This window comes from Escherichia sp. AM3 (assembly GCF_032029835.1).
Lineage (GTDB): Bacteria > Pseudomonadota > Gammaproteobacteria > Enterobacterales > Enterobacteriaceae > Escherichia > Escherichia coli.
Genome location: NZ_JAVUPQ010000391.1, coordinates 1 through 940, shown reverse-complemented (window position 1 = coordinate 940; position 940 = coordinate 1). Strand labels below are relative to the sequence as shown.

Genomic DNA, 940 nt, shown 5'->3' with positions numbered 1-940 from the left:
CTAGATAAATACCAATCAAAGATGACGTTATTCATAATGGTTCTCCCAAAAAAACACCGTCAGCGTACTGCTGCAGGGTAGGGTGATCATCTAATAAAATCCAGTATAACTGGATAAGAAAGATACTCCTGGTGAACTGGCTCCGCCACACTTACCAGGAAACACTATTCCCTGGTCGAACTTATCCTCCGGAAACACCTCTTTTAAGTGGTTTGAAGTTTTTCGGAATATATCGCACACAGAAAAATGCGGATATCACAGACAGACTTCTGTCGGTTCCAAATAGTGCAGACCCAAAAGCTATGTATCTTAGTACAGAACGGGTGCCCGACATCCTCGGAACGGATGTCTTTTAGATACGACAACAGGGTGAATAGACAGGAAAAATAGAATGATGCAGCTCTCTTTTTTACAAATGACTGACTCTCTGATATCTAGAACAGATAACGCTCCTGGAATATACTTTATCTAGGTGCTATCACTGATACGAAGAGACATATTCGAATAAAAATACAACAACTAGCAATCTGTAATTACTTTCAGGAGGTCACACCTCCCACTCCTGTTCAGAACAAATCTTCCCCCGGAGATAAAAATGGTGATAATTATGCTGATGGAGACTAAATACCAATAAATCCGGTGCGTTCTGTGGCAGGTTGAGACCTCACAGGAAAAACGACAACAACTCCCGTCGACGTTATGCGATTCAATCCGGATGCTCTTTGTACCACCAAGCGCCTTCCTCGCTAACTAACTGGTGTACTGCTGATATGGAAACAACATCTGTCATCATTCTCAATGGCTTCCTCGGCGCAGGGAAAACCACTCTGCTGAAAAACCTGCTCATACAGGCACACGAAAAACAGCTTTCAGTCTCTGTCATAGTCAATGACATGAGCGAACTGGATGTGGACGGCGTGCTGATCGCCAACACAGATAT

The 940-nt window shown here is 43.3% G+C and carries 1 protein-coding gene; it reads left to right on the top strand.

Annotated features, from left to right (window positions below; all coding sequences use genetic code 11):
* Positions 1-770: 770 nt before the first annotated feature.
* The coding region (locus RTW80_RS26100; RefSeq protein WP_312720979.1) for a GTP-binding protein at positions 771-940 on the top strand (170 nt) is incomplete at its 3' end.